Here is a 3,626-nt window from a genome sequence, read left to right on the forward strand (position 1 = left end):
TAAAACATTGTTAGAAATCGATTTGACTGTCTTGATTGATTTGTCCTGTTCTTATTTCATTTCACTATGAAAACGTTTAAAATATTTTCAACAACCTATCGAAATCATCGTAAACGCTTCGGATTACGAATGAATTTGATTGTTGGTATTATCAATCATGAACTAGGATTCTAGTTTTGCAGGAAGTCTATTGTCAAAAATGTGATGGTAATCTTGTCCATCGACTGTCAGGTGACGTTCATAAATGCCTGAAGTCACGACAGATTGATTGACAACGGGAATGGTCATTAAGTGATTTCCCCTCGGATTGGCTGAATCTTGAATCTCGATTTGCCAAGGGTTATCCCCTCTTGCCTGATTTTTTCCAATGGTCAGGATACTCCCTCCCAGATTGATCAAGGCAGAAGTCATACCCTCTTTTCTAAGAAATTGGGCACTCTTTATCTGCACTATAACCCTTGACTAAACAACCTAAATCGATTTTCATTCCTTTCTGCTTTAAGAATACAATGGAAGTAGAAGAATCTAACTCGATATCATGAGGATTGATTAGAGACAGCACCGCTTCAATTTCTTGAGGTTGTGCAGCTTTGGCATCTGAAAAACCAATGCGCCAGGTTTGAATTAGGGGACCAATACTGATGTTGAGCTGGCTATAGAGTGCTAGGCTATGCTCTAAACCAAGTGAAATCAGTTCAAACAGGTCTGGATGAACAGTGACGGGGGCTATTCCTGCTTGATAATTGATTTCCATCAACTCAGATTCTTGACTATTGGCATTGAAATGGTATTCAAGCTCTTTGAGCAAATCAAAGGATTTTTGGAGTAAGATATCTGCTCACTCATTAACTAATGAAATAGTGATAGTGGTTCCCGTTAGGAGTTCAGAATGTGAACGAAGAGGCAAGCTAGCAACTTTTTTCTTTTGTAGAAAATAAGTTGCAATATCAAATAATTATATAAATGGAAGACCTTGTATTTTATTTTCATGTTATTATAATACCATAAAGCTAGAATTTTCATAAATTAAATTTGGAAAAAGTCAAGAAATATGCTTAAAAAAATTCATTAGGCTTGAAATTAGGATAAATGGAGAATTGTTTTTGATAAAAAATGATAAAGTAATAGCAAACCTCTGGTAAACGCTGACAATAAATGGTATACTAGTAAGGTAAATTTAGAATGAAAGTAGGAAATTTTTTATGAGTAAAATTGTTGTAGTCGGTGCTAACCATGCTGGTACAGCATGTATTAATACTATGTTGGATAATTTTGGAAATGAGAACGAAATTGTTGTATTTGACCAAAACTCTAGCATCTCTTTCCTAGGATGTGGAATGGCTCTTTGGATTGGTAATCAAATTGACGGTGCTGAAGGCTTGTTCTATTCTGATAAAGAAAAATTGGAAGCTAAAGGTGCTAAGGTTTACATGAACTCACCTGTTCTTTCAATCGACTATGATAACAAAGTAGTCACAGCCGAAGTTGAAGGAAAAGAGCACAAAGAATCATACGAGAAATTGATTTTCGCTACAGGTTCTACACCAATCTTGCCACCAATAGAAGGTGTTGAAATTCTTAAAGGAAACCGCGAATTTAAAGCAACTCTTGAAAACGTACAATTCGTGAAATTGTACCAAAACGCTGAAGAAGTGATCAATAAACTTGCTGACAAGAGCCAACACCTTGACCGTATCGCCGTTGTTGGTGGTGGTTACATTGGTGTTGAACTTGCTGAAGCCTTTGAGCGTCTTGGAAAAGAAGTTGTCCTTGTCGATATCGTTGATACTGTCTTGAACGGTTACTATGACAAAGACTTTACACAAATGATGGCGAAGAACTTGGAAGACCACAACATCCGCTTGGCTCTTGGTCAAACTGTTAAAGCAATCGAAGGTGACGGTAAAGTTGAACGCTTGATTACCGATAAAGAAACTTTTGATGTGGATATGGTTGTTCTTGCGGTTGGTTTCCGTCCTAACACAGCTCTTGCTGACGGTAAGATTGAACTCTTCCGAAATGGTGCTTTCCTTGTAGATAAGAAACAAGAAACTTCAATTCCAGGTGTATTTGCAGTTGGTGACTGTGCGACTGTCTATGATAATGCTCGTAAAGACACAAGCTACATCGCCCTTGCTTCAAACGCAGTTCGTACTGGTATCGTTGGTGCCTACAATGCTTGTGGACATGAATTGGAAGGAATCGGTGTTCAAGGTTCAAACGGTATCTCAATCTATGGTCTTCACATGGTTTCAACTGGTTTGACTCTTGAAAAAGCAAAAGCTGCAGGTTACAATGCGACTGAGACAGGATTTAACGATCTTCAAAAACCAGAATTCATGAAACACGATAACCATGAAGTAGCGATTAAGATTGTCTTTGACAAAGATAGCCGTGAAATTCTTGGTGCCCAAATGGTTTCACACGATATTTCAATCAGCATGGGAATTCACATGTTCTCACTTGCTATCCAAGAGCATGTAACAATTGATAAATTGGCATTGACAGACCTCTTCTTCTTGCCACACTTCAACAAACCATACAACTACATCACAATGGCTGCCCTTACAGCTGAAAAATAAAAATGATGAACTATCTGGTCTTAAGTTAAGGTCGGATAGTTTTTTAGGTACGACGGGTCATGGCCTACATCTGAGGAACAAGTCCTCTGTGGGCACTAGCTACCGATGAACCCAACAGCGCCCCTCAATCCTGACTATCGTGAGGTAGCGGACGAAGACGGTCTGGAGATAGACCCTGACGTTAGAGTAAAAAACGTTAGAGGAAAGAATAGCGAAATCCTGGTTCTAGGAACAGAGAGGTGCTAGGAAAGCCTATCTAGCAGATGAGATAGCCAAGAACTCTAAAGTTTAAATAGGTAGTCGTAACTTATATCTGTAAGTCATGAAAGTAATTGAATTCGGACTAAGGTTTGTGTGAAAAAGATAAATCTTCCTAGAGTCCAAAGACTCTGCGTCCGATTTCCTATTTTCACTGTAACCTTTTAACGTCCTCTGTTATAAAGGAAGAAAGATCTGGGACTGATTCCGTGAGGTTTCATGAGCGCCTAAAGCATAGTAACAAGGAATCATGAGAAGTCAGCAGAAGCCATAGTAGTGATGAAGTTTCTGTAGTAGTATTAAATGGTTCAGTTGTATTTCCCAAAAAGATGTGCCAATACAATGTATTACATAAATCGAATTTTAAATCTTAGGAAGTAGAAATTTTTAATGGTAGTAGATTTTCAAAGTGGTGAAATATGTTGAGGAATTTATTTTCTTTTCAAACATCAGATATTATTTATTTTGATAATGCAGCTACAGTTCCCAAGCCAAAAGCTGTTGTTAATAAATTAACAGAAGTTTATTCAGGAATTCCAATAAACATTAAGAGACATAATTCAAAAAATGATTTAATTTTTTCTAATGAATATGAGGCTGTTAAGAAAAAAATTAAAAATTTTCTAAGTGCCAGTAACTACAATGTGCTTTTCACTAAAAGTGCTACGGAGGCTTATAACTTACTTAGTAGGTCTATAAAATATAATAAAGGTAAATTAGGCGTGTCTGTATTAGAACACCATTCTAATTATTTACCTTGGAAAATGTTATAGTTGCTTAGTTTCA

Annotated in this window: 2 protein-coding genes and 2 pseudogenes; 3 read left to right on the forward strand and 1 reads right to left on the reverse strand. The window is 37.0% G+C overall.

Going from position 1 to position 3,626, the window contains the following annotated elements:
* Window positions 1-66: 66 nt before the first annotated feature.
* Window positions 67-174: pseudogene (locus HT701_RS10125) on the forward strand (IS5/IS1182 family transposase); the annotation flags it as partial.
* A gap of 12 nt (window positions 175-186) precedes the next feature.
* Here the strand turns inward: HT701_RS10125 and HT701_RS10130 are convergent.
* A pseudogene (locus HT701_RS10130) lies at window positions 187-907 on the reverse strand (FAD:protein FMN transferase); the annotation flags it as partial.
* A 295-nt stretch (window positions 908-1,202) separates the two neighbouring features.
* On the opposite strand from HT701_RS10130, the gene HT701_RS10135 reads away from it, so the two are divergent.
* Both HT701_RS10135 and HT701_RS10140 read left to right on the forward strand, forming a co-directional pair.
* Window positions 1,203-2,582, forward strand: coding sequence for an FAD-dependent oxidoreductase (locus tag HT701_RS10135; RefSeq protein WP_000036801.1), 1,380 nt, complete (start codon window positions 1,203-1,205; stop codon window positions 2,580-2,582).
* Between the two features lie 677 nt (window positions 2,583-3,259).
* Entirely contained in the window at window positions 3,260-3,613 is a 354-nt protein-coding gene (locus tag HT701_RS10140) for an aminotransferase class V-fold PLP-dependent enzyme (protein WP_000945719.1), read from the forward strand.
* The last annotated feature ends 13 nt before the right edge of the window (window positions 3,614-3,626 follow it).

Source organism: Streptococcus sp. 10824 (assembly GCF_013276595.1).
In the GTDB taxonomy this organism is placed as follows: Bacteria; Bacillota; Bacilli; order Lactobacillales; family Streptococcaceae; genus Streptococcus; species Streptococcus pseudopneumoniae.

Bases quoted from the DNA above. Each gene is read 5' to 3' on its own strand.
- HT701_RS10135 (WP_000036801.1), top strand. From the start codon at position 1,203: ATGAGTAAAATTGTTGTAGTCGGTGCTAACCATGCTGGTACAGCATGT.
- HT701_RS10140 (WP_000945719.1), top strand. From the start codon at position 3,260: ATGTTGAGGAATTTATTTTCTTTTCAAACATCAGATATTATTTATTTT.